The organism is Stenotrophomonas sp. B1-1 (assembly GCF_010894375.1).
Lineage (GTDB): Bacteria > Pseudomonadota > Gammaproteobacteria > Xanthomonadales > Xanthomonadaceae > Stenotrophomonas.
Window position 1 is genome coordinate 1 of sequence record NZ_JAAIUZ010000029.1, and the last position, 23,444, is coordinate 23,444.

21 protein-coding genes are annotated in these 23,444 nt (G+C 67.9%); 14 read left to right on the top strand and 7 right to left on the bottom strand.

Features of this window, described 5'->3' with window-relative positions:
* Positions 1-600: 600 nt before the first annotated feature.
* Positions 601-1,146: a WG repeat-containing protein gene (locus G4G00_RS18925; RefSeq protein WP_164275735.1), complete on the bottom strand. Its 546-nt coding sequence runs from the start codon at positions 1,144-1,146 to the stop codon at positions 601-603.
* Positions 1,143-2,849 (bottom strand): alkaline phosphatase, encoded by a 1,707-nt coding sequence (locus G4G00_RS18930; RefSeq protein WP_164275737.1) that lies wholly within the window; start codon positions 2,847-2,849, stop codon positions 1,143-1,145. The genes G4G00_RS18925 and G4G00_RS18930 overlap by 4 nt, the downstream gene beginning before the upstream one ends.
* 154 nt (positions 2,850-3,003) lie before the next feature.
* Between G4G00_RS18930 and G4G00_RS18935 the strand changes: the two genes are divergently transcribed.
* From G4G00_RS18935 to G4G00_RS18965, 7 genes are all read left to right on the top strand, one after another.
* Entirely contained in the window at positions 3,004-4,338 is a 1,335-nt protein-coding gene (locus G4G00_RS18935; protein WP_164275740.1) for a dicarboxylate/amino acid:cation symporter, read from the top strand.
* 273 nt (positions 4,339-4,611) lie between these two features.
* On the top strand, positions 4,612-5,109 hold the full coding sequence (locus G4G00_RS18940) for a hypothetical protein (RefSeq protein WP_234412145.1): 498 nt from the start codon (positions 4,612-4,614) through the stop codon (positions 5,107-5,109).
* Complete coding sequence (locus G4G00_RS18945) at positions 5,109-5,726, top strand: hypothetical protein (RefSeq protein ID WP_164275743.1); 618 nt, start codon at positions 5,109-5,111, stop codon at positions 5,724-5,726. The genes G4G00_RS18940 and G4G00_RS18945 overlap by 1 nt, the downstream gene beginning before the upstream one ends.
* A 43-nt stretch (positions 5,727-5,769) precedes the next feature.
* The gene (locus G4G00_RS18950) at positions 5,770-7,152 is read left to right on the top strand and encodes an adhesin (protein WP_164275746.1); all 1,383 of its coding nucleotides are present in this window, start codon (positions 5,770-5,772) and stop codon (positions 7,150-7,152) included.
* A gap of 139 nt (positions 7,153-7,291) precedes the next feature.
* On the top strand, positions 7,292-7,996 hold the full coding sequence (locus tag G4G00_RS18955) for a C39 family peptidase (RefSeq protein WP_108750275.1): 705 nt from the start codon (positions 7,292-7,294) through the stop codon (positions 7,994-7,996).
* Positions 7,997-8,009: 13 nt separating this feature from the next.
* A complete protein-coding gene (locus G4G00_RS18960; RefSeq protein WP_164275749.1) occupies positions 8,010-8,762 on the top strand; it encodes a hypothetical protein in 753 nt (250 codons plus the stop codon).
* A 45-nt stretch (positions 8,763-8,807) separates the two neighbouring features.
* Positions 8,808-10,097, top strand: a complete 1,290-nt coding sequence (locus tag G4G00_RS18965) for a transporter (protein ID WP_164275752.1) — start codon at positions 8,808-8,810, stop codon at positions 10,095-10,097.
* Positions 10,098-10,827: 730 nt separating this feature from the next.
* Here the strand turns inward: G4G00_RS18965 and G4G00_RS18970 are convergent.
* The 3 genes from G4G00_RS18970 to G4G00_RS18980 all read right to left on the bottom strand — a co-directional run bounded on the left by G4G00_RS18970 (position 10,828) and on the right by G4G00_RS18980 (position 13,856).
* On the bottom strand, positions 10,828-12,180 hold the full coding sequence (locus G4G00_RS18970) for a sigma-54 dependent transcriptional regulator (RefSeq protein ID WP_164275755.1): 1,353 nt from the start codon (positions 12,178-12,180) through the stop codon (positions 10,828-10,830).
* Positions 12,181-12,411: 231 nt separating this feature from the next.
* Positions 12,412-13,116 (bottom strand): C40 family peptidase, encoded by a 705-nt coding sequence (locus G4G00_RS18975; RefSeq protein ID WP_233614814.1) that lies wholly within the window; start codon positions 13,114-13,116, stop codon positions 12,412-12,414.
* A 200-nt stretch (positions 13,117-13,316) separates the two neighbouring features.
* Positions 13,317-13,856, bottom strand: coding sequence for a C40 family peptidase (locus G4G00_RS18980; protein ID WP_108754849.1), 540 nt, complete (start codon positions 13,854-13,856; stop codon positions 13,317-13,319).
* Positions 13,857-13,967: 111 nt separating this feature from the next.
* On the opposite strand from G4G00_RS18980, the gene G4G00_RS18985 reads away from it, so the two are divergent.
* The 6 genes from G4G00_RS18985 to G4G00_RS19010 all read left to right on the top strand — a co-directional run bounded on the left by G4G00_RS18985 (position 13,968) and on the right by G4G00_RS19010 (position 19,448).
* Positions 13,968-14,450 carry a peptidylprolyl isomerase gene (locus G4G00_RS18985; protein ID WP_108753733.1) on the top strand — a complete coding sequence of 161 codons (483 nt, stop codon included), beginning with the start codon at positions 13,968-13,970 and terminating at the stop codon, positions 14,448-14,450.
* Between the two features lie 101 nt (positions 14,451-14,551).
* A complete protein-coding gene (locus G4G00_RS18990) occupies positions 14,552-15,796 on the top strand; it encodes a DUF418 domain-containing protein (protein WP_164275758.1) in 1,245 nt (414 codons plus the stop codon).
* A 108-nt stretch (positions 15,797-15,904) separates the two neighbouring features.
* Positions 15,905-17,263 carry a glutathione-disulfide reductase gene (gene gorA / locus G4G00_RS18995; protein ID WP_164275761.1) on the top strand — a complete coding sequence of 453 codons (1,359 nt, stop codon included), beginning with the start codon at positions 15,905-15,907 and terminating at the stop codon, positions 17,261-17,263.
* 161 nt (positions 17,264-17,424) lie between these two features.
* A complete protein-coding gene (locus G4G00_RS19000; RefSeq protein WP_108753730.1) occupies positions 17,425-18,345 on the top strand; it encodes a DMT family transporter in 921 nt (306 codons plus the stop codon).
* Positions 18,252-18,680 (top strand): MGMT family protein, encoded by a 429-nt coding sequence (locus G4G00_RS19005; protein ID WP_234414529.1) that lies wholly within the window; start codon positions 18,252-18,254, stop codon positions 18,678-18,680. The genes G4G00_RS19000 and G4G00_RS19005 overlap by 94 nt, the downstream gene beginning before the upstream one ends.
* A gap of 93 nt (positions 18,681-18,773) precedes the next feature.
* On the top strand, positions 18,774-19,448 hold the full coding sequence (locus G4G00_RS19010) for a rhomboid family intramembrane serine protease (protein WP_108750266.1): 675 nt from the start codon (positions 18,774-18,776) through the stop codon (positions 19,446-19,448).
* A gap of 133 nt (positions 19,449-19,581) precedes the next feature.
* Here the strand turns inward: G4G00_RS19010 and G4G00_RS19015 are convergent, their stop codons facing one another.
* Positions 19,582-21,168, bottom strand: coding sequence for an NAD(P)/FAD-dependent oxidoreductase (locus tag G4G00_RS19015; RefSeq protein ID WP_164275764.1), 1,587 nt, complete (start codon positions 21,166-21,168; stop codon positions 19,582-19,584).
* The gene (locus G4G00_RS19020; RefSeq protein ID WP_108753728.1) at positions 21,165-21,647 is read right to left on the bottom strand and encodes a VOC family protein; all 483 of its coding nucleotides are present in this window, start codon (positions 21,645-21,647) and stop codon (positions 21,165-21,167) included. Before G4G00_RS19020 ends, G4G00_RS19015 begins: the two co-directional genes overlap by 4 nt.
* A gap of 125 nt (positions 21,648-21,772) precedes the next feature.
* Between G4G00_RS19020 and G4G00_RS19025 the strand changes: the two genes are divergently transcribed.
* Positions 21,773-23,428 carry an SDR family oxidoreductase gene (locus G4G00_RS19025; RefSeq protein WP_164275767.1) on the top strand — a complete coding sequence of 552 codons (1,656 nt, stop codon included), beginning with the start codon at positions 21,773-21,775 and terminating at the stop codon, positions 23,426-23,428.
* The last annotated feature ends 16 nt before the right edge of the window (positions 23,429-23,444 follow it).

A 23,444-nucleotide genomic window follows, 5' to 3' on the forward strand; every position in this document is an offset into this window, starting at 1 on the left:
ATCCACACGGTCGCCCACGCCGGGCTCTCGGCACCCAAGGTGCCAGATCGGCAAGAGATAAGATCCACGCCATGCGTGGATGAAATTGTCAGATATCGAAGAATTTGGGGTCAGAGCCCGTTGCGAAGCAACGGGATCCGACCCCATGCCATGCGATCTGCCGGAACGGCGTTCTGCTCTGGTGGGTGTCGACCTTGGTCGACACGAATGAATTCATTCGATACCTGACAGATGTGTCGACCAAGGTCGACACCTACCAACAGCCGCGCATGTCGCGATGGCCAGTAGATCCACGCCATGCGTGGATCCGTTCCGAATTCAATTCGAAATTTTCGATTCCCACAGAGATCCATCCACGCATGGCGTGGATCCCCCCGCCGATCGCGGGAATCTGTCAGAGGTGGGGCGCTGTCGGATTGCGGGGTGTCAGCCGCATGGATGCGGCTGCCAAGCCTACACGGACGTACTTGCGGCGTCCCCGCAATCCGACACCGCCCCGCCATCCCACGCAATGCCCGCTTTTGACGTTGCCGTTGCCGTTGCTTCAGTCGAGCATGGCTCGACTCTACAGGGGTGCAGGGCGCAGCCCTGCCGAAAACCCTACTTCAGCCGACGGCCGCTGCGGTCGATGCGGAACCAGTCGCCGCCTTCCATCGGCGTGTGCCCGTCAGCATCGGGCGTGCCGCGCCGGCAGCCGTTGCACACTTCGGCCACACCGTCGTGGAACGGCCAGGCGAAATCGAAGGTCGGTTCGATCACTTGCCGCAACGCCACGTCGAAGTAACCGATGCGCTCGCCCACGCGGCCACGCAGCAGACCTTCCTGCGGCGTGTCCGGGCCGTTGTCCCAGGTGATGACCGCCAGGCTGCGGCCAGTGCGGTCCACGTAATGGAAACTGCCGCCGGCATGAACCACCGCCAGCCCCTGCGCGTCGTAGGGCAGGGCGGCCAGCGCCGTGGCGTCCAGCCGCGGCTGACCTTCGGCCACGGTGCAGCCCGGCAACGCCACCAGCCCTTCGCTTTCAGTCAGCAGCTGGCACGCAGGCGCTTGTGCCTGTGCACCGGCACTGGCCAGCACGCCCAGCAGGGCCAGCCACCGCGCAACGCGGCGACCGGCCCAAACGGCAGGGGCTGGCTGCGGCCTCACTTGGCCTCGGCCTTGCGCTCGAAGGCGTTCGGCGCCGGCAGCTGCACCGGCACGCCCTGCGCATCGCAGGTGCCGGCCTGGCACAGGCGTGCGCGCAGGGCCGGGGCCGCCTGCACGATCATGTGGTAGATCGCATTCTGTTCCAGCGTGCCGCGGATCGCCTGGCTGCCCGGGCCACGGGCCCAGATGCCCACGTCTTCGCCGCCGTGCGATTCGGACTTCATCGGCACCAGCGCTTCCTGCATGTAATCGGGGTGCTCGGTGTCCACCGCGTGCAGGTCGGGGCGTCCCTTGGCCTGCTCGAACGTGCTGGGGTTGTGCGGGTAGCGCTTCGGTCCGGCCGGCTGCTGGTTGGTGGCGCCGGTGTGGCCGGGGCCGTTGGCGTAGCTCAGCGTGGTGTAGGGCTGGCCGTTGCCGTCCAGGGCGTTGTCCAGCTTGCCGGCACCGTCTTCGCCACCCTTGTCCTTCACCTTGCCCAGGATCGGGTTGCCACGCGCCGGGTAGCCGACGAAGTTGAGGGTGTGCGAGTGGTCGGCGGTGACGATGATCAGGGTGTCATCGGCCGAGGTCAGTTCGTTGGCCACGCGCACGGCATCGGACAACGCCACGGTTTCGGTCAGCGCGCGGTAGGCGTTGCCACTGTGGTTGGCATGGTCGATGCGCGCGCCTTCGATCATCAGCACGTAGCCTTCCTTGTGCTGGGCCAGGTTCTTGATCGCCGCGGCGGTCAGTTCGGCCAGGCTCGGCTCGCCGGACGGATCCTGCGGGCGCTCGTATTCGTAACGCATGTGGTCCGGCTCGAACAGGCCGAGCAGGGCCGGGGCGTTGGCGGCGGCGGCCAGCTGCTTGCTGTTCCATACGTACGCACCCTGCGGATGCGCCTGCTGCCATTCCTGCACCAGGCTGCGGCCGTCCAGGCGCTGGCCGACCTTGTCGTCATATTCGGGGTCGCGCTCTTCCACGGTGGTGAACTCACCACGACCGCCGCCCAGGGCGACCAGCGGGCCACGTCCATAGCGCGAGGTGGACAGCAACTGCTGGGCGATGTCCTGGCAGCCGGCGGCCTTGGCTTCCTCGGTCAGGTCGGTGTCGTTTTCCCAGTTGCGCTCGGGCGAATGGGCGTAGGTGGCGGCCGGGGTGGCGTGGGTCAGGCGTGCGGTGGAGACGATGCCGGTGGCCAGGCCGGCGCTGTCGGCCAGCTGCAGCCAGGTCAGCAGGCCCTTGGACAGGCTGTCGGCGCAGTCGGTGCGGCTGCCGGCGCTGACGCCGATGGCGCCCATGTGGGTCTTCACGCCGGTGGTGATGGCGGTCATGGTGCCGGCCGAATCCGGCGTCTGCGAATCGGTGTTGTAGGTCTTGCTGAACGCGGTGGCCGGGAAGCGCTCCCACGACAGCAGGTTTTCTTCGCCGGCGCTGCCCTTGCGCTGGCCTTCATAGATGCGCGCGGCGGCCACGGTGGTCAGGCTCATGCCATCGCCCAGGAACAGGATGACGTTCTTGGCCTTGCCGGCCATCGCGCCGTTGGCTGCGGCCTGTGCGGCGCCACTGCGGTACCACCACTGCGGGGTTTCGCCGGCCGGATGGGCAACCGGATCGACGGCGACCGTCAGGCCGGCCGGGGCAGTGGCGGGGGCGGTGCTGGCGCAGGCGCCCAGCAGCAGGGTGGTGGCGCAGGCGGCCAACAGAGAGACGGAACGACGCATGGACGCTGGGATCTCACAAACTGTAACGGGACGTTCATTATGCCCGGCCCAGCAAGGCACGCCGATGACACACTGATTTGCCGGTGCGGCGGTCGTTCCCGGGACAGGCTTGGGCTATCGTGGAACCATCCCTTCCTTCCCCTCTGGATTGCCTATGAAGCTGGTCTCTGCCTGGCTGCGGATTCCATTCTGGCAGCGCGTGGTCGGTGGCTTCGTGCTCGGCGCGCTGGCCGGCTGGGCGCTGGGCCCGGCCGCGGAAACGTGGTTCGGCCCGCTCGGCGAACTGTATGTCACCCTGATCAAGATGATCGCGGTGCCGCTGGTGTTCTTCGCGGTCATCAACGCGATCTCGTCGCTGCATGGCCAGAAATCGGTCGCCGCGCTCAGTGGCCGTACCTTCCTGTGGTTCGTGATCACTGCGGCGCTGGCCGTCTGCGTGGGCCTGGGCGTGGGCACGGTGCTGCAGCCCGGTGCCGGCGGCCTGCAACTGTCGATGGCCAGCAACTACGTGCCGCGCGAAGTGCCCAGCGTGGTGCAGGTGCTGCTGGACGTGGTGCCGGCCAATGTGTTCTACGCGCTGTCGGGCATCGGCACCAAGGTCAACGCTGCCGGCGAGACGGTGCTGGCGGCCGGTCGCGGTTCGATCCTGCCGGTCATCTTCTTCGCCGGCCTGGTGGGCTTTGCCATCGTCAAGCTGGGCGAGAAGGTGACCGAGGCGCGCAAGCTGGTCGGGCAGATGAGCGACATCATGATCCAGGTGACCCGCTTCGTGCTGGAAGTCACCCCGATCGGTACGTTCGGCCTGATCGCCGGCCTGGTCGGCAGCTACGGCTTCGAGAAGCTGCTGCCGCTGGGCCATTTCGTGCTGGCCCTGTACGTGGCCTGCGCGCTGCACATCGTGGTGGTGTACAGCGCGCTGCTGCTGTCGCACGGCCTGAACCCGCTGAAGTTCTTCCGCGGCGCGGCACCGGGCATGCAGGTGGCCTTCGTCAGTTCGTCCAGCTTCGCGGCGATGCCGGTGGCGCTGCGCTCGATCACCCACAACCTGGGGGTGAACAAGGACTACGGTTCGTTCGCCGTGCCGCTGGGCGCCAGCATCAAGATGGATGGCTGCGGTGCGATCTACCCGGCGCTGTGCGCGGTGTTCATTGCCCAGTACAGCGGCGTGCCGCTCACCCCGGAACAGTACGTGGTCGTGCTGATCGCTTCGGTGCTGGGCAGCTTCGGTACCGCCGGCGTTCCGGGTACCGCGGTGATCATGGCCACCGTGGTGCTGAGCGCGGCCAACCTGCCGCTGGAAACCATCGGCTACCTGTATGCCATCGATCGCATCCTGGACATGATGCGCACGATGACGAATGTGACGGGGCAGATGCTGGTGCCGGTGCTGGTGGCCAAGGAAACCGGGCTGCTGGACCAGAGCGTGTACGACAACCCCAGCACCAATGTCGGTATCGACGATCCCGACCCGACCCCGCCGCGCAGCTGAAGCGGGGCTGCAACGGGTTGTATCAGCCCCTGTAACAGGACTGATACATCCCCCGCGCAGCCCGTGAATCCTGCGTTTCGCGCGCGTTAAGCCCAACGAAATCCCAACGCGGCTGTAACACCGCGGCATCAACCGGCGCGCGTGAGCGCACGCGCAGGCCTTGTGCAACAGGCCTGCGGAAGTTGGCACGGAAACTGCTCCCTCCCTGCGCATACGCAACGGGAGAGCGGCATGGACGGCAGCAGCATCCTCATTGGTAGCCCGGTTCGGCAGATGGCACTGCTGCTGGCCCTGGCCTGCCCGCTGGCCGCCGCCGCATCCGGTGCGCGCCAGGGCGTCAAGGCGCAGCCTGGCGAAATCGTGCTGCTGCGCGATGTGTCCACGCGCCCGGCCTACCGCATGGCCCCGCCCGGCGTGGCGTTGATCGCCGACCCCAAGCCACAGCGCGAGATCGCCGGTGCACTCGGCAGCAGCGGCGCGCATGGTGGCATGGACGAACTCAGCGACGATGACTACGCCGGGCTGGGCGCTGGGCAGACCCAGCAGTTGGCCGCGCCCGGTGGAACCACGGTGGAGCGGGTGACCCACCAGGCGCTGGGGGGCACGCTCGGCCGTTCCGGTGACAGCATGATGAGCGGCAGCAACCTGAGCGGGGCGATGAGCGGCCCGCTGGGTGCGGTGGGCAACACCACCCGCGGCATCGGCGATACGGTGCGCGGTGCGCTGTCGCAGTTCCCGCTGGGCGCACCGGCGCCGGGCGGTGGCAAATGATGCGGCGCACGCGGTGCCTGCTGCTGGTGGTGGTGCTGCTGCCGGCCACGGCGCTGGCCGACGACTACAGCGGCATGCTGGCCTACCTGGATATCGCCCGCATCGACGGCCGCGCGCTGGCTGGGGCCAGCGGCGCCATCGCGGTGAACCAGGCCGCTGGCGATCTGAACATCCAGGCCAATCTGCAGGGCATGGCCAGCGGCGACCAGGCCAACGTGGCCGTGGCCGCACGCCAGCAGCGCGGCGGCAACGTGGTGCTGTCGGCACCGTTGCAGGCCAGCGCACATATCGCCGGGGAAGCATTGGCCGGCGCCAGTGGTATCGCATCGATCAACCAGGCCAGCGGCATCGCCAACACGACGCTCAACGTCGTCAGCGCGACGCTGGCCCGGCAAGGGATACGCGAATCCGATGACGCGGCGTTGGCCGCAGCGGACATCGCGTCAGCAGGGGGGCAGGGCGACACCGGTGACGGTGTTGCGGCGGGTATCCGCAGTGTCGGCGTCGCTTCGACGGCACTGCGGGGCTTCGACGGTGTCCTGCAACTCAATCAGATCGCGGGAGCGCGCAATGACACGGCCAACGTGCTGACCATGGCCGTGCAGGGCAACCCGTGAGCAACAACCACCCGATGTATCACCTGATGAGAGAGAGGGCACCATGAACGCGAACCTGAAAAGGACCGTGCTTGCGATGGCGATTGCCACGGCCTCCACTGCGGCTGCGGCCAACGGCTGGGACAACCAGAACGCCAACGCCAACATCAACCACAACCATGTCGTGACCGAAACCCGCAACGACACCCACAACCACACCGACAACGAGGTCCGCAACTGGACCCGTACCAACACCACGGTACGCAGCAACACCGACAGCTCCAACATCACCCGCAACCGCACGGTGAACGAGCAGGTACAGAAGAACAGCAACATCCAGGCCGACGAGCGCAAGGAAAAGAACAACCACGGCGTCGACGTGAACCTGGAAAAGGACCTGCGCCTGAGCTCGGACATCAGCTTCTCGGGTGACCCGGAAGTGACCGGCTCGATCGATCTGGATTCGGCCGCCATCGCGGTCATCGACAACCGCCAGTCGATCAGCAACAACGTAGGCTCCAACAGCCTGGTCACCAACAGCGCCTCCATTGCCGACGATGTCGGCGCCGGTGCGTCGGGCAACCTCGGCTTCAACGTGGTTGCCGGTGACAACAACGCGCAGGACAACGCCGCTTCGCTGTCCGCCGCCGACGCGTCCTTCAGCTTCGGCATGGCCGACGCCGAAGTGTTCGTCAACCAGGCCGGTATGGGCAACGTCACCATGAACTCCGGCGTCACCAACGCCGCCAGCCTCGGTGGCAATGCCTTCGGTGGCGCGTCGGGCAACATCGGCGTGAACATCGCCTCGGGCAACAACAACGAGCAGAAGAACGCGCTCGCTGCTTCGGTGGCCACCAGTGCGATGGCCCAGTCCAGCATCAGCTCCAACCAGATCTCCAGCGGCAACGCGGTGTCCAATGCTGGCTTCGTGCAGTCCTACACCGACACCGTGGAAGTGGGTATGAGCGGTGGCGTGGGCGGCCTGACCCTGGCCTACGGCGCCGGCACCTACAGCGGCCGTGGCAACGCTTACCAGATGGCGAACTACTACCTCGACACCTGGGACGGCGACCTGCCGCATCCGGACGGCAACAGCACCGGGCACATCGATCTGGACAACGAGATCCAGAACGCAACGATGAACCCGTACCGTCAGGGCGTGGGTGGCCTGGGCTTCGACACGCGTGAAAGCGGCACCAGCCAGTTCGTCGAACTGGGCATTGCCGACCTGTACGCCAGCCTGAGCGGCACCGTCACCACCACCCGTTGGGTGAACGTCAACGCCACCAACACCTCGGCGCTGTCCGGCAGTGCCTTCTCCGGGGCGTCGGGCAACATCGGCGTGAACGTGGCGTCTGGCACCGGCAACCTGCAGGCCAACAGCTTGGCCCTGGCCGTGGCCCAGCCCAGCACCGGCGGTGGCGGCGGCACCGGTGGCGGCGAGTAACACCGCGCGTGACCGCTTTCGCAGCTGACCTGCGTTGAGCGCAACAAGCCCGGCCGTCCGCCAATGGCCGGGTTCCCCGGGAGCCCCTGTCCCTCCTCCCCCTTGGGGCAGGGGCTCCTTCCTTTCCGTGGAGAGCACCATGGCCGGTTCCCGTTGGTGGTTGCGTGTTCTGACCTGCCTGCTGTTGCTGGGCAGCGCCGGTGCCTGGGCCGGGGACGTCGCCTTCAGCGGCGTGCTGCCCAACGGTGCGCTGATGCAGCAGAAGGTGGAAAGCATGCAGGAGCGGCGCTACCGCAACCTGGTGCGGCAACACACCGACTACAGCTGTGGGGCCGCCGCGCTGGCCACGATCCTGCGCTACGCCTACCACCTGGACACCACCGAAGCCACGGTGATCGAGGGAATGATGGGGGTTTCCGATCCACAACTGGTCAAGGAGCGCGGTTTCTCGCTGCTGGACATCAAGCGCTATGTCGAATCGCTGGGCATGCGCGGCCGCGGCTACCGCATTGATGAAACGCGCCTGCGCACCCTGCGGGTGCCGGGGCTGGTGCTGATGGATGTGCGCGGCTTCCGCCATTTCGTGGTGCTCAAGCAGGTGCGGGGCGGCGTGGTGGAAGTGGCCGACCCGATCCTGGGCAACCGTGCGCTGCCGCTACCGGAGTTCCTGGAAGCCTGGCCGTCGCGCGCCGTTTTCGTCGTCATCGGCAGCGACTTCGATCGCAATACGGTCCTGCTGCAACCGAGCGAACGGCCCAGTGCACGCGCGCTGTATGCGCGGCAGGGACCGATCACCGATGCCGAGCTGGTCGACTTCGGCTTCAGCCATGCCGACCTGTTCTGAAGGAGGCACGATCATGTTTTGCCAACGTTTACTGATTGCTGCGCTGCTGGTACTTCCTGCGTTGCCCGCGTGGGCCGTAGATGGTGCGCCGGGGCGCGGCCTGAAGGAAATCCCCGATCCGGAGCTGAATCTGATGCGTGGCCGCTACACCGTGGGCGGCAACAACGTGGCCTGGTTCGGCGTCACCATGATTTCGCAGTGGAAGGGCAATGACGGCGGCGCGGTGCAGGGTGCGCTCACCCTGGGCATGGATTTCCGCCAGGGCAGTACGCCCAAGCTGACCTTCCAGCCCAGCGTGCAGGTCACCGCCGCCGATGCACCGCTACCCGATACCAGTGGCCGCAGCATCGACAGCACCGGCCTGGCCAATGCCAGTGGTCTGGTGCAGAGCGTGCAGGTGGCGGGCGATGGCAACACCGCGCGCAACGTCACCTCGCTCACCATCCGTGATGGCGCCGTGCCCGTGGCCGGAAGTGACGACGGCACGCGCATTGCCCAGGTGCAGCAGGGTGGCGCCAGCGCCAGCGCGGTGCTGGACGGCAACCAGGCGCGCCTGCTGTTGCAGGTCGATGGCCAGGGCATGGTGCAGCAGTGGATCCGCAATGGCAGCGTCGGCCAGGGCATTGCCCTGAGCGGCGACGGCCAGAACGCCAGCAACCGGCTGCAGCTGGAGCTGGTACGCAATTCCGTGGCCGGCAACCTGCCGTTGAGCCAGAACGTGGCCCAGGCAATCGCGCTGAACCGCGGCATGGGCCCGGGCCAGTAAACCGGTCCGGTCAAGGGGGACGAACGTTCAACGCAGGTCACTGACATGCATACCTATTTGCGGCTTACCCCGCTGGCGCTGGCGGCGCTGGCGGCCAACGCCTTCGCCCAGCAGCCGGCGGCCAACGAAACGGCCGACGTGCAGGCATTGATCGGCCAACTGGAACAACTGAAAGCCAACTACGCGCAGGAGGTACGGCGCCTGCGCGAACTGGACATGCAGGTGCAGGCCATGCAGGCCCGCCTGAACGGTCGTGCCGGCGCGGCATCCACACCGGCGGCACCACTGGCCCCGGCGGCCGCGGCCGCGGTACCGCCCAGCAGCGAGGGCTACGCCAGCACCGCTGCCGAAGCACAACAGGCCAAGCAGGAAGCGCGACGCAGCGTGGACGACGTGAAGCAGCAGCAGGCAGCGCTGTTCTCACGCAGGTTCACCCTGGAAAACAGCCTGACCTATGCCCGCTACGACAGGAAGCAGTTGACCCTCAATGGCTTCCTGGCGCTGGATGCGATCTTCCTGGGCAACATCGCCATCGAGAACGTCGAATCCGATTCGCTCACCTACAACCTGGCCGCGCGCTGGGGCGTGAGCCCGAACCTGACCCTGAACGCCGACGTGCCCTACCTGGCACGGCGCACGGTCTATCAGAAGGGGGGGGCCGGTGGTGCGGCGGCTGCGATCGCGCAGGAAGAAACCAATGGCAATGGCCTGGGCGATGTGAGCGTCAGCGCGAACTACCGGCTGTTCGGCGAACGTGGCTGGCGGCCGGAAACCGTGCTGACCGGCGGAGTGACCGCACCGACCGGGCGTGCCCCCTACGGGCTGGACTGGAAGGTGATCGAGCGTGATGACGACGACTACATCCGTTTCGCGGTTCCGCGCGAACAGCCCACCGGCAATGGCGTGTGGCAGGCCAACCTGGGTGTGTCGATGGTCAAGACCGCCGACCCGGCGATCCTGTTCGCCAACGCCGGTTACATCCATTCGTTCCCGCGGGGTTTCCGCGATATCGACAGCAACCCGGACACCACCAACCCGGGGGATGTGAAGCTGGGCGGATCGGTGTACTTCGGCGCAGGCGTGGCGTTTGCCTTCAACGAACGCACCAGCCTGAGCATCTCCTTCAGCGACAAGATCACCGCTCGTGCCTCGACGCGGTTCAAGGGCGGGCAATGGGTGAAGGTGATCGGCAGTGATGCCAATGCCGCCTCGCTGAACCTGGGCGTGACCTATGCGCTGAACCAGAACACCACGCTGGTCACCCTGCTGGGCATCGGCCTGACCCCGGACGCGCCGGACTTCACCCTGGCGTTCAAGGTGCCGTACATGCTGTAGCGAAGGGCTGACGCCATGCATCGGTAGCGCCGGGCCATGCCCGGCGTTTCTTGTTGTGGTGGCGCTCACGCATGGTAGAGCCGGGCCACGCCCGGCTGCTGTTTTCCGCGGCAGCGGAGGGGTGTCACTTTCTTTGCTTGTGCACCGTGCTGCAGGAGCAGCGCGGAACGGCGCAGCCGGCCCGTAGGGTGGCGCACATGGATGTGCGCCATCAAGAAAGTAACCAAAGAAACACACCGCCGTCGGCGAGCCGGCGCTGCGCGCCGGTACCCTGCGCTCCTCGGCCCGTCGAGGGACGGCGCCGAACTCGCTGCGCTCAGACACCGGCGCCTCTTCGCCCTCGCCGGACCTGCGGTGCTCGGCTCGCTTCAAGGCGGATCCAAATCAACGTCAACGGCAACGGCAACGGCAACGTCAACGGCAGCCGGGCATCTCGGTAGCGCCGGGCCATGCCCGGCGTTTCGTTTCCGCGACCGCGGCGGGGTGTCACTTTCTTTGCTTGTGCAAAGAAAGTAACCAAAGAAACACACCGCCGTCGGCGAGCCGGCGCTGCGCGCCGGTACCCTGCGCTCCTCGGCCCGTCGAGGGACGGCGCCGAACTCGCTGCGCTCAGACACCGGCGCCTCTTCGCCCTCGCCGGACCTGCGGTGCTCGGCTCGCTTCAAGGCGGATCCAAATCAACGTCAACGGCAACGGCAACGGCAACGGCAACGTCAACGGCAGCCGGGCATCAGCGTTCCGGGGGCAGTTCCAGGCGGTGCTTGCGGCACAGCCGGTAGACGGTCACGCGCGATACCTGCATGTGCCGGGCGCAGGCGGATACGTTGTAGCCGTGCTGGCGCAATGCCTGCAGCAGCAGATCGCGTTCCACCTGGCCACGGGCATCCTGCAGCAGTGCGCGGGGTTCGGGCAGTGCGTCGTCGGCAAGTTCGAGGTCGGCGGCGGTGATCAGTTCGCCCTCGGCCACAATCGCCGCACGCTGCACGCGGTTCAGCAGCTCGCGCACATTGCCGGGCCAGCCGAAACCACGCATCGCTTGTCGGGCACCGGTGTCGAAACCCCGCGCGCGGCCGGGATGGCGCTGGCGGAAGCCGCGCAGGAAATGATCGGCCAGCAGCAGCACGTCGCTGCCACGCTCGCGCAGCGGGGGCATCGGCAGGCGCAGCACGTTCAGGCGGTAATACAGATCGCGCCGGAAGCGGCCCTGGGCCACCGCCTGTTCCAGTTCGACATGGGTGGCGGCCAGCACCCGCACATCCACCCGCAGCGGCTGGTTGCTGCCCACGCGTTCGAGCGTGCCTTCCTGCAGCACGCGCAGCAGGCTGGTCTGCGCATCGCCGGGCAGGTCGCCCACCTCGTCCAGGAACACGGTGCCGCCATGGGCCGATTCGAACAGGCCGATGCGGCGCTGGGCGGCGCCGGTGAACGCGCCGCGCTCATGGCCGAACAGCTCCGACTGCACCAGGTTGGCGGGAATGGCGCCGCAGTTCACCGCCAGGAAGGGCTTGCCGGCCCGGCCAGACAGCGCATGCAGGGCCTGCGCGGCCAGTTCCTTGCCGGTGCCGGTTTCGCCGGTGACCAGCACCGGCAGATCCACCGGCGCGAATTTGTGCAGGGCCGCGCGCACGGCCAGCACGCGCGGGCTGTCACCGATCAGGGCCGGCAGGCCACCGCCATCGCAGGCGCGCGCCGGGTCGCTGGTGTCAGCGTCGGCCTGGCGCTGCATGGTGGACACCAGCGCGCCCAGTTCCAGCGGCAGGGTGAACTGGTTCTGGCAGGCCAGCAGGACGTCGGTCCAGGCAGGGGGAGGGCTGTGCACGTCCGCCGGCAGCACCGCCAGCCAAGGCAGGTGCTGGTGCTGCTGCACCCAGGGCAGCAGTGCCTGCAGCGCGTCCAGATCGAGGTGGCGCAGGTCGATCACTGCCACCAGATGGTCACGACCGCGCAGGCCGACGGCCATCGCCGGCCCGGGCGCCACGCAGCGCAGCTGCCAGCCGGCGGCGGCCAGCGCGCCACGCTCGGACGCCTGCGGCTGTCCGAACCAGATCACGCAACGTGATGGAATTTCCAGGCTTGCTGCCATTCCTTTCCCCCCGGCACGCAGACAGCGCGGGCGGGGTCTGGCTGGGTATCCCGGCATGCCGCCCCACGCCGGGTTACGCAGGCCGCGGGCTGGCGGCCGGCCGCGGCCCAACGGACCGTGACATCAAGCACCAACGCACGGGGCGACGGCCAGCGGCCAGCGGCGCGGCCACGAAAAAGCCGCTGCAGGGCAGCGGCTCGGTCGTTCAGGCGGTGACGGTGCGGGCGGCGGTCAGAGATCGACCCGGCGCGCCTGCATGAACTTGTTGCCCCAGTAGCCGCTGAGCAGGGTGTCCACGCGCACGTCCTTGCCGGTGCTCGGGGCGTGCAGGAAGCGACCTTCGCCCACGTAGATGCCAACATGGTCGACCCGACCCTTGCGGCCGAAGAACACCAGATCACCGGCGGCCAACGAGGCGCGGTCGTTGATCAGCTGGGCGTTGTTGTCGTGGGCCATTTCGCGCGAGACGCGCGGCAGTTCGATGCCCAGTGCCGAACGGAACACGTAGCCCACCAGACCGCTGCAGTCGAAGCCGCTGTCCGGGTTGCTGCCGCCCCAGCGGTACGGGGTGCCCAGCAGGGTCATCGCGCGGCGCAGCAGCGACTGCACCTTGCCGTTGTCGGCTTCACTGCCGACCACGACGCTGCCGTTGGCGGCGCTGCTGGTGTCGTAGTTGGCAAGCAGGCGGCTGAGATCGCCGGCGACCATGGCCGAGCGGTCCATCAGCGGAATGGTGTCGTTGGCAGCCAAGTGCGGCAGCAGGGCGGCCAGGGTGGCGCTGGCGGCGGCGTCGGCGCGGCTGCGCTGGGCGGCCGGTTCGGCCTTGGCGGCCGGCTTGGCGGTGGCTTCCACGGAAGCCGGTGCCGGTGCGTCGGAACGGTTCGGAGCGGTCTGCGCCCAGGCCGGAAGGCTGGAGAGGCAGAGTGCCAGGCCCAGCAGCAGCGGGCGGACACGATGTGAAGGAACGGCGGTCTGGCCTTGGCCTTGCAGGTCGTCAGTCGTCACGCGTCGGTCACAGGAAAAAAACGATGGGGCATCATGCCCTGTAAAAGCCGCGATAAGTTAAAAATTCCGTTATAAAATCGTTATTTACAGCGTGATTTGCGTCACAGTTTTGAACATATCGCCTGTTCAGTTTAGCGAAGGACGCGTTTCGCTCCTGTGTAGTGGTCTTTCCAGTAGGGACCACTGAGCGAATCCAGGCGCACCGTGCCGCCGGTGCTGGGCGCGTGCACGAAGCGGCCTTCGCCCACGTAGATGCCCACGTGGGTCACGTTGCCGCGACTGCCGAAGAACACCAGATCGCCGGTGGCCAGGCGCTGCGGATCGATCCTCGGGCCCTGCACCGCGGCCAGGTCGCGCGAGGTGCGCGGCAGCTTCAGGTCGACCATTTCCCGGTACACGTAGGTGACCAGGCCGCTGCAGTCGAAGCCCGAATCGGGGGTGTTGCCGCCATAGCGGTAGGGCGTGCCGACCAGGCTGATCGCGCGCATCAGCACCGAATTGGCGGCCTCGGGGTTGTCCGGCGTGGTCGCCGGCCAGTGCGCCGAGGGCGGCGGCGGGGCGGGGCGGGTGGCCTTGCCGCCGCCGCAGGCGGACAGCAACAGGGGCAGGGCCAGCAGCAGAGCGGGCGCGAAGAGCCGGCGCGGGCCGGACGAAACTGGCGTGATGTGCATGATCTCCGGATAATGCGCCACCTTGGATTGGCCGTCATGATGGCGGCGTCCCCGCCGGGCGACAACCCGCCCCAACCCGCCTGCCTTCGGCAGATCCAGACAGAGTTGCGCATGAAGATCGAAAAAGACCGCGTTGTCCGCTTCCACTACACCGTTTCCGAAGTCGGCCAGGCGCCGATCGAGTCGTCCAAGGACCGCGGCGAGCCGCTGGCGATCCTTATCGGCCACGGCAACATCATCCCGGGCCTGGAAAACGCCATGATGGACCAGGAAGCCGGTGCGACCTTCAGCGTCGACGTGACCGCTGCAGATGCCTACGGCGAACGCCGCGAAGGCCTGTCCCAGCGCGTGCCGAAGAAGCATTTCGGCAACGCCAAGCTGGCCCCGGGCCAGCAGGTGGTGCTGCAGACCAACTTCGGCCCGCGCGCGGTCACCGTGCAGAAGGTCGGCATGAGCGTGGTTGACGTTGACCTGAACCACCCGATGGCCGGCAAGGACCTGCACTTCGACGTGGAAATCGTTGAAGTGCGCGAAGCCGGCAAGGAAGAGATCGAACACGGCCACGTGCACGGCGACGGCGGTCACCAGCACTGATCGCTGCACGATCGTGATGCCAGCAACGGCCCGCTTCGGCGGGCCGTTGTGTTTCCGGACCAGGCCGCGGGCAGACCCGCAGTGCGCCCGGCAGCGGCATAATGACGGACCTGCCCACCGGATGTTCCGTGAACGCCGCACTTCCTTCCCTGCAGCCGGTCACCTCCGGCGAACGCATCGCCGTGCTGGATGTGCTGCGCGGGGTGGCCCTGCTGGGCATCCTGCTGATGAACATCGAGGCCTTCGCCGGCCCGCTGGAGCTGGCCTTCACCGGCATCGACACGCACTGGCAGGGCATCGACTACTGGGCCGATGCCTTCGTCTACGTGTTCGTGCAGGGCAAATTCTTCACCCTGTTCTCGCTGCTGTTCGGTGCCGGCTTCGCGGTCATGGCCCAGCGCGCCGAAGCGGCCGGCCGTGACTTCGCCCCGTTCTACCTGCGCCGCAGCGCCGGCCTGCTGCTGATCGGGCTGTGCCATGCGCTGCTGGTCTGGTCCGGCGACATCCTGGTGCTGTATGCGCTGGCGTCGCTGCCGCTGCTGGCCTGTCGTGAAGCCCCGCGCAGCTGGCTGCCCTGGATGGGAGCCACGGTCTATCTGGGCGGGGTGCTGCTGATGCTGCTGGTGGGGGCCATCGTGTCGATGGCCACGCCGCAGGACGTGCAGAAGATGCTGGCCGACGCCCAGCAGAGCATCGACCAGCAACGCCTGGTGTATGGGCAGGGCAGCTGGCTGCAGGCCAACGGCCAGCGCCTGCACGAGTTCGGCGTGGCGCTGGGCGGCATGATCATTTCCGGGCCGCAGGTACTGGGCATGTTCCTGCTCGGCAGCTGGTTCGCCAGCAGCGGTGCACTGTCCGCGCCGGAACGTTTCCCGCGCCTGTACGCGCTGCTGCGCTGGGTCGCACTGCCGCTGGGCCTGCTGCTGACGCTGGCCGGCACGTACTGGAAGCCCTATCTGCAGCCCGGCGCCTACGATCTGCCCACCACCGCCGCCATGGCCCTTGTGGCGATCGGTGCAGTGCCCATGTGCCTGGGCTACCTGGCGTGGATCGTGCGCTGGCGCGTGGCCCTGCGCGGCCTGGCCGCGGTGGGGCGCATGGCGCTGACCCATTACCTGCTGCAGTCGCTGTTGTGCACGCTGCTGTTCTACCACTATGGGCTGGGGGCGTTCGAGCAGGTGCCGCGCGCCTGGCAGCTGCTGCTGGCGCTGGCGCTGTTCGCGGCGCAGGTGGCGATCAGCCACGTGTGGCTGCGTCGTTTCCGCTTCGGGCCGGTGGAATGGCTGTGGCGGGCGATGACCTACCGGCAGTGGCCGGCTATGCGCGTTACCCGCGCGGCCGACTGACGTGCCGTATCACTCACGCGGGGCTGCCAGCCTGCCGTGGCATGCTTGCCGCGTGCGCGTGGCGTACCTCGACGATGTTGTTGTTTCCCCTGACTGCGAGCGATTGCGATGAGTACGGCGCCCTTCGACTATGACCTGATCGTGCTGGGCGGCGGTTCTGCCGGCCTGGCCGGCGCCATCCGCGCCGCGCAGTACGGCAAGCGGGTGGCACTGCTGGAACCGGGCGAGCTGGGCGGCACCTGCGTGAACATCGGCTGCGTGCCGAAGAAGGCGATGTGGCTGGCGGCCGACCTGGCCGAACGCATCGGCCTGGCGCATGCGATGGGTTTCGATGTGCCGGCGCGTCCTGCGCTGTCCTGGAAGGAACTGGTGATCCACCGCCAGGCCTACATCACCAACATCCACAAGAGCTACCACGCGCGCCTGGACGAGACTGGCGTAGTGCGCATTCCCGCGCGCGGCCACCTGCTGGATGCGCACACCGTGGCCTGCGCCGATGGCGTGCGCTACAGCGCCCAGCACATCCTGATCGCTACCGGCGCGCACCCGCAGCGGCCCGACGTGCCCGGCGCCGAGCTGGGCCTGGTATCGGATGATTTCTTCGATCTGCGCGCGGCGCCGGCCGAGGTTGCGATCGTCGGCGGTGGCTACATCGCCGTGGAACTGGCCGGCCTGCTGCAGGCACTGGGCAGTCGGGTCAGCCTGCTGGTGCGCGGACAGCGCCTGCTGGACCGGTTCGACCACGAACTGACCGAGCAGCTGGCCGAAAACCTGCGCCAGCAGGGCGTGCGCATCTGCTTCGAATTCGACCTGAAGGCACTGCAGCGCGACGGCCAGCAGGTGCGCGTGGTGGGCGCGCAGGGGGCGCTGGACTGCGTGTTCGATGCGGTGTTCTTCGCTACCGGCCGCCGCGGCAACAGTGCGGATGTGGGCCTGGAAGCGCTGGGCATCGGCATCGGTGAGCACCGCCAGGTGCAGGTCGATGAATGGCAGACCACGGCGGTGCCGAGCGTGCACGCGGTGGGTGATATTGCCGGCAAGGTCGGGCTGACCCCGGTGGCGGTGGCCGCAGCGCGGCGCCTGATGGACCGCCTGTTCGGCGGCAAGCCGGAATCGAAGATGGATTACGAAACCGTGCCCAGCGTGGTGTTCTCGCACCCGCCGCTGGGCGCGGTTGGCCTGAGCGAACAGCAGGCGCGCGAATGCTTCGATCAGGTAACGGTCTATCACAGCCGGTTCCGGCCGATGCTGCAGGCGCTGGCCAACGGCACCCAGCGCAGCCTGTTCAAGATGGTATGCGCGGGCCCGGAAGAACGCGTGGTCGGCATCCATCTGCTGGGTGAGGCCGCCGATGAGATCCTGCAGGGCTTTGCGGTGGCGGTGAAGATGGGCGCGACCAAGGCACAGTTCGACGCCACCGTGGCGATCCATCCCACCTCGTCGGAAGAAGTGGTGTTGATGCGGTAACCCGGCTGGGTAGAGTCGAGCTTGCTCGACTGATCAACCTTGCTCGACTGAAGGACCGCGCGCAGTCGAGCAAGCTCGACGCTACGGCCTGCGCCGCCCCATGCGACAATGGGTGCCCCACGATTGCCCCTGGCCGCCCCGCGCGGCCTGTTGTCGTTCCCATGTCCAGCCCGTCTTCGCGCATCGCCACCGCTTCGCCCCGCATCGCGCTGGGCGGCATCGGGCTGGCCGCGATCGGCGCCGTTGCGGCCTCCGGCAAGGCGATCATCGTCAAGCTGGGCCTGCGCCATGGCGTGGATGCGACCACGCTGCTGGCCCTGCGCATGCTGATGGCGTTGCCGCTGTTCGTACTGATGGCGCTGTGGAGCGCACGCCGCGCCGAACCGCTGTCCTGGGCGGACCGTGCGCGCGTGCTGTGGCTCGGCTTCACCGGCTACTACCTGTCCAGCCTGCTCGATTTCCAGGGGCTGCAGTACATCAGCGTGACCCTGGAACGGCTGATCCTGTACTTGAACCCGACCCTGGTGCTGCTGATCAACGTGCTGCTGGCGCGGCAGCGGCCGGGGCGCTGGCAGATCGCCGCGCTGGTGCTCAGCTACCTGGGGGTGCTGCTGGCCTTCGGCCATGACCTGCAGCGCGAGGGCGGGCAGATCATCATCGGCAGTCTGCTGGTGCTGGGCAGTGCGCTCAGCTATGCGCTGTACCTGTTCGGCAGCGGGCAGGTGGTGGCGCGCGTGGGCGCGGTGCGGCTGACCGCCTATGCCAGCTGCGTGGCCAGCGTGCTGGTGCTGCTGCACTTTGCGGTGACCCACCCGCTGCCGCTGCTGTGGCAGGCACCGGCGCCGGTGCAGTGGTTGTCGCTGGTCAATGCCACGGTGTGCACGGTGCTGCCGGTGCTGGCGATCATGCTGGCGGTGCAGCGCGTGGGTTCGTCGCTGGCCGCGCAGGTGGGTATGCTGGGCCCTGTTTCCACCATCGTGATGAGCCTATGGTTGCTCGACGAACCGATGGGGCCGGCGCAGATCGCCGGCACCGTGCTGGTCCTGCTGGGCGTGCTGCTGGTGACGCGCCTGCGGCGCTGACCCCGGAACAGGCGCGCGCGCGCATCCTGCAGGTGATCCATGCCATTCCGCCGGGCCAGGTGATGGGCTACGGCCAGGTCGCCATGCGTGCCGGTCTGCCCGGTCGCGCCCGCCTGACCGCCCGCGTGCTGGGGCAGAACGACGATCCCAGCCTGCCCTGGCACCGGGTGCTGCGTTCGGACGGCCGTATCGCCATGGCCGAAGGATCGGCGGGCTGGCGCGAGCAGGCGCAGCGGCTGCGTGCGGAAGGCGTGGTGGTCACCAATGGCCGCGTGCGCATGCCGGCGATCGACCCGGCCGCCGCCCTGGACGCGGCGCTGTGGGGCCCGGCCTGAGCATCGCCGCCGGCTGAACCGGCACGCCAGCGCCGTCGCCAAACCCACACCCTGCACCGGCTATGATGGTGTTCGTTCCATGCCGGTCATCACATGTTCCCGCGACTGCCCACCGTTACCAAGGCCCTGCTGATCGCCAACGCGATCCTGTTCCTGCTGCAGCAGCCGTTCCTGCTCGGCATGCAGACCTTTGCCCCGTTCATGCTGCAGCCGCTGCAGCAGGGCTTCGACGCCTTTTCGCCGGGCGGCAACTTCCAGCCCTGGCAGCTGCTGACCTATGGTTTCCTGCACGGCAGCTTCGGCCACCTGTTCTTCAACATGCTGGCCGTCTTCATGTTCGGCGCGCCGCTGGAACAGACCTGGGGCGAGAAGCGGTTCCTGATCTATTACCTGGTGTGCGTGGTGGGCGCCGGCCTGTGCCAGTTGCTGGTCGGCTCGCTGCTGGAGAACCCGGCACCAGTGCTGGGCGCGTCCGGCGGTGTGTTCGGCCTGCTGCTGGCCTACGGCATGCTGTTCCCGAACCAGCGGGTGATGCTGCTGTTCCCGCCCATTCCGATGAAGGCACGCACCTTCGTGATCCTGTTCGGCGTGGGCGAACTGGTGCTGGGCATGACCGGCTGGCAGCCGGGCGTTGCCCACTTCGCGCACTTGGGCGGCATGCTGTTCGGCTGGCTGCTGATCCGCTACTGGCGCGGCCAACCACCGTTCAACAAGCGCCGCCCACCCGGCCCGCCAAAGCGCCCGAACCACCTGCGCAGCGTGAAGTAAGGCGCGCCGCGCCTTGCTTCACGCGGGTAGGTGCCGACCGTTGGTCGGCACGAAACGTCCGGTAGGTGCCAACCTTGGTTGGCACACGCAAAGGCGTGCCAACCCAGGTTGGCACCTACCCATGCGGGCCACCTCACAGATCCTGCAGCACCACCTGGGCGGCATTGTGCCCCGGTGCCCCGGTCACGCCGCCACCGGGATGGGTGCCCGACCCACACAGATACAGACCGGGCAGGGCGCCGCGATACCCGGCCTGGCCCACCATCGGCCGCGCTGAGAACAGCTGGTTGGCGCTGAGCGCGCCATGGAAGATGTCGCCGCCGATCAGCCCGAAGGTGCGCTCCAGATCCAGCGGCGACAGCACCTGCCGGCCCAGCACGCTGGCCGCGAACCCGGGTGCATGGCGATCAACGGTGGCGATCATCAGATCGGCCACGGTGTCACGGTGATCATCCCAGTGCATGCCGCCTGGCAGCACCGGCGCCACGTGCTGGCAGAACAGGCTGGCCACGTGCTGCCCCGGCGGCGCCAGCGAATCATCCAGGGTGCTGGGAATCAGCATCTCCACGATCGGTTCGCGCGACCAGCCGTCGCGGCGTGCATCCAGCCACGCGCGATCCATATAGTCCAGGCTGGGGGCCAGGATGATGCCCGCGCTCAGGTGTGGGCCGGGGCCGGGCAGGGCACGGAAGTCGGGCAGGGCAGACAGCGCCACGTTCATGCGGAAGGTGCCCGAACCACAGCGCCACTGCGCCATGCGCTCGCGGGTGGGGGCCGGTACCTGCTGCGGTTCCAGCAACTGTTCGTACAGCAGTTTCGGATTGACGTTGGCCACCACCGCGTGGGCGCGCTCGCTGCTGCCGTCGGCCAGCACCACGCCGACCACGCGCCCGTGTTCGACCTGCAGGTGGCGCACGGCGGCATCGACCCGCAGTTCGGCGCCGGCCTCGCGTGCGGCCGCGGCAATGGCCTGGCTGATCGCGCCCATGCCACCGATCGCATGGCCCCAGGCGCCCTTCACCCCGTTGCACTGGCCGAAAACATGGTGCAGCAGTACGTAGGCGCTGCCTGGCGTATACGGGCTGGCGTAGTTGCCGACGATGCCGTCGAAGCCGAACAGTGCCTTGATCGGTTCGCTCTCGAACCAGCGGTCCAGGTACTCGGCGGCCGACAGCGTGAACAGGTCCAGCAGTTCCTGCCGCAGCGCCGGGTCCAGCGCCGCCAGCTCGCGGCCGAGTCGGCCCATCTGCCACAGCGCCGGAAGCGCACGCCAGCCGGCGTCCACGCCCAGGTCGGGCGGCGCGCGCAGTGCCCAGGCGCGTAGCACGTCGGCGAAGATTTCCAGGCGGGCTTCATAGGCGGGCAGGGCCTGTGCATCGCGCGCGGAAAACTTCACCACCTCGGCCTGGGTGCGGCCCGGTGCTGCCAGCAGGTAGCGGCCATCGGCCAGCGGCAGGAAGTTGTTCACCGGCCGCGCAACGATGCGCAGCCCGTGCTGGTGCAGCTGCAGGTCGTCGATCACCTTCGGCTGCAGCAGCGATACCGTGTACGAGGCCACCGAGTTACGGAAGCCCGGGTGGAATTCTTCGGTGACGGCGGCCCCGCCCAGCACCGCGCGTCGTTCCAGCACCAGCACCTTGTGCCCGGCGCGGGCCAGATAGGCCGCGCACACCAGACCGTTGTGGCCGCCACCGACGATGATCGCGTCCCAGTGGTTCATGCCTGCGCGATGGCGGCTTCGATGGTGGCGATGTCGATCTTCTTCATCGGCATCATGGCGTTGAACGCGCGTCGCGCCAGTGCCTTGTCGCTGCTGGTCACCGCGTCCATCAATACGCGCGGGCTGATCTGCCAGGACACGCCCCAGCGGTCCTTGCACCAGCCACATTCGCTTTCCTGGCCGCCGTTGCCGACGATGGCGTCCCACAGCCGGTCGGTTTCGGCCTGGTCCTCGGTCTGGATCTGGAACGAGAACGCTTCGCTGTGCTTGAACGCCGGGCCACCATTGAGGCCCACGCAGGGAATGCCGTACACGGTGAATTCCACCATCAGCACATCGCCCTCGCGGCCGTCGGGGTAGTCACTGGGCGCGGCATGCACGGCGGTCACCGCACTGTCGGCAAAGGTCTGGGCATAGAAGGTGGCCGCCGCCAGGGCGTCCTTGTCGTACCACACGCAGATGGTGTTCTTGTGGGCCATGGCCGGGCTCCGGAACGGTCGATGGCGCAGCGATAGCACGGCACCCGTTAACACCGGATCGTGCTGCGCTGCAGGAGCGCCAGGCGGCGCGCTACCATGGCGCAACGACACGACAGGGAAGGCGCGTGAAGATCCTGGTTCTGGGTGGGTACGGTGTGTTCGGTGGGCGCTTGGTGCGGTTGCTGGCCGATCTTGCGCAGTTGGAGCTGTTGATCGCCGGCCGCACGCTGGCAGCGGCGCAGGCGTTCTGCGCGGCCCATCAGGGCCAGCCGCGGGTACGCCCGCTGCAGGTGGACCGGCGGCAACTGGCTCCGGTACTGCAGGCCGAGCGCCCCGACCTGGTGGTCGATGCCTCCGGCCCCTTCCAGGATTACGGCGAGCACCGCTACAGCGCGGTGGAAGCGTGCATCGCCGCCGGCATCGATTACCTGGATTTCGCCGATGCCGCCGACTTCGTGTTCGGCGTGTCCGCCTACGATGCACAGGCCCGCGCGGCTGGCGTGTACGTGCTTTCCGGGGTCAGCAGTTTCCCGGTGCTGACCGCTGCGGTGCTGCGGCAGATGGCCACGCGCATGGACATTGTGCGGGTGGAAGGCGGTATCGCGCCGTCGCCGTTCGCAGGCATCGGCCTGAACGTGATGCGCGCGGTGGTGGGCTATGCCGGTTCGCCGGTGAAACTGCGCCGGCACGGCCGCGATGGCCACGGCGTTGGTCTGGCCGAGAGCCGCCGTTTCACCGTCGCGGTGCCGGGGCGCCTGCCGCTGCGCAACCTGCATTTTTCGCTGGTGGATGTGCCGGACCTGCAGGTGCTGCCGCCCGAACACCCGACCATGACCGATATCTGGATGGGCGCCGGCCCGGTGCCGGAAGTGCTGCACCGGGTGCTGAACCTGCTGGCCAAGGCGCGCTGGCGGTTCAAGCTGCCGTCGCTGGAGCCGTGTTCGCGCCTGTTCTACACCGTGCTGAACCTGATGAAGTTCGGCGAACACCGCGGCGGCATGATCGTGCGCGCGCAGGGCACCTGCAACGGCGCGCCGGTTGAACAGAGCTGGCACCTGCTGGCCGAGGCCGATGACGGTCCCTACATTCCATCGATGGCGATCGAAGCGGTGATCCGCAAGCAACTGGCCGGTGAGCGGCCGGCACCGGGCGCGCGCGCGGCGACCCACGCGTTGGAACTGTCCGACTACGAACAGCTGTTCGTCGGCCGCACCATCCACACCGGTTTCCGCCGCGACATGCCCGGTGCCAGCCTGTACCAGCGCGTGCTGGGCGATGCGTATGCGCGATTGCCGGCCACCGTGCAGGCGCTGCATGCACCGGGTGCGGCGCAGCGCTGGGTGGGGCAGGCGCAGGTGGAGCGCGGGCGCGGCGTGTTGTCGCGCGTGCTGGGCAGGATCTTCGGTTTCCCCGCCGCCGCTGCAAACGTGCCGGTGACAGTGCAGTTCAGCCCCGAAGCGGGCGGCGAGCGCTGGACGCGCACCTTCAACGGGCAGCGCTTCTCTTCGCTGCAGACCGAAGGCAAGGGGCGTGACGAGGCGCTGCTGGTCGAGCGCTTCGGTGCCGTGGCGGTCGCCTTGGCGCTGGTGGTGGACGGCGGGCGGCTGCAACTGGTGCCGCGCAGCTGGTCGGTGCTGGGCATCCCGCTGCCGCGCGCACTGCTGCCTGGTGACCAGAGCTTCGAGTACGAGGCGGATGGACGTTTCGTGTTCGACGTGGAGATTGGCGCGCCGGGGGTGGGGCGCATCGTGCACTACCGCGGCACGTTGCAGCCGGGTTGACGGGTATCCACGCGTG

Coding starts and splice junctions, on each gene's coding strand:
- gorA (WP_164275761.1), top strand. CDS start 15,905: ATGAGTACGGCGCCCTTCGACTATGACCTGATCGTGCTGGGCGGCGGT.
- G4G00_RS18945 (WP_164275743.1), top strand. CDS start 5,109: ATGCGGCGCACGCGGTGCCTGCTGCTGGTGGTGGTGCTGCTGCCGGCC.
- G4G00_RS18985 (WP_108753733.1), top strand. CDS start 13,968: ATGAAGATCGAAAAAGACCGCGTTGTCCGCTTCCACTACACCGTTTCC.
- G4G00_RS19015 (WP_164275764.1), bottom strand. CDS start 21,168: ATGAACCACTGGGACGCGATCATCGTCGGTGGCGGCCACAACGGTCTG.
- G4G00_RS18935 (WP_164275740.1), top strand. CDS start 3,004: ATGAAGCTGGTCTCTGCCTGGCTGCGGATTCCATTCTGGCAGCGCGTG.
- G4G00_RS18940 (WP_234412145.1), top strand. CDS start 4,612: ATGGCACTGCTGCTGGCCCTGGCCTGCCCGCTGGCCGCCGCCGCATCC.
- G4G00_RS18990 (WP_164275758.1), top strand. CDS start 14,552: ATGACGGACCTGCCCACCGGATGTTCCGTGAACGCCGCACTTCCTTCC.
- G4G00_RS19020 (WP_108753728.1), bottom strand. CDS start 21,647: ATGGCCCACAAGAACACCATCTGCGTGTGGTACGACAAGGACGCCCTG.
- G4G00_RS18960 (WP_164275749.1), top strand. CDS start 8,010: ATGTTTTGCCAACGTTTACTGATTGCTGCGCTGCTGGTACTTCCTGCG.
- G4G00_RS18970 (WP_164275755.1), bottom strand. CDS start 12,180: ATGGCAGCAAGCCTGGAAATTCCATCACGTTGCGTGATCTGGTTCGGA.
- G4G00_RS19005 (WP_234414529.1), top strand. CDS start 18,252: ATGGTTGCTCGACGAACCGATGGGGCCGGCGCAGATCGCCGGCACCGT.
- G4G00_RS18950 (WP_164275746.1), top strand. CDS start 5,770: ATGAACGCGAACCTGAAAAGGACCGTGCTTGCGATGGCGATTGCCACG.
- G4G00_RS18930 (WP_164275737.1), bottom strand. CDS start 2,849: ATGCGTCGTTCCGTCTCTCTGTTGGCCGCCTGCGCCACCACCCTGCTG.
- G4G00_RS19010 (WP_108750266.1), top strand. CDS start 18,774: ATGTTCCCGCGACTGCCCACCGTTACCAAGGCCCTGCTGATCGCCAAC.
- G4G00_RS18980 (WP_108754849.1), bottom strand. CDS start 13,856: ATGCACATCACGCCAGTTTCGTCCGGCCCGCGCCGGCTCTTCGCGCCC.
- G4G00_RS18965 (WP_164275752.1), top strand. CDS start 8,808: ATGCATACCTATTTGCGGCTTACCCCGCTGGCGCTGGCGGCGCTGGCG.
- G4G00_RS19000 (WP_108753730.1), top strand. CDS start 17,425: ATGTCCAGCCCGTCTTCGCGCATCGCCACCGCTTCGCCCCGCATCGCG.
- G4G00_RS18955 (WP_108750275.1), top strand. CDS start 7,292: ATGGCCGGTTCCCGTTGGTGGTTGCGTGTTCTGACCTGCCTGCTGTTG.